General features: G+C 58.0%; 1 protein-coding gene. It reads left to right on the forward strand.

The window, feature by feature from the left end:
- Positions 1-257: bacteriophage T4 gp5 trimerisation domain-containing protein (locus tag ACW5XC_RS20460; protein WP_456516119.1), on the forward strand; the 257-nt coding region annotated here is incomplete at both ends.

Here is a 257-nt window from a genome sequence, read left to right on the forward strand (position 1 = left end):
CGTGACGGGTCGCACCTACCACGCCACCAACCGGCCGCCGTATGAGCTGCCAGCCAACAAGACTCGCACCGTGCTGCGCACCGAAACCCACCAGGGCGAGGGTTTCAACGAGTTGCGTTTTGAAGACCAGGCGGGGCAGGAAGAGATTTATATCCACGGTCAGAAAGACCTGAATGTGCTTATCGAGAACGATGCTGCGTGGCATATCAAGCATGACGAGCATCGTGACATCGACAACGAGCGGGTCACCCGCATCA

The sequence above is a fragment of the Aeromonas sp. 25-AL00135 genome (genome assembly GCF_054052385.1).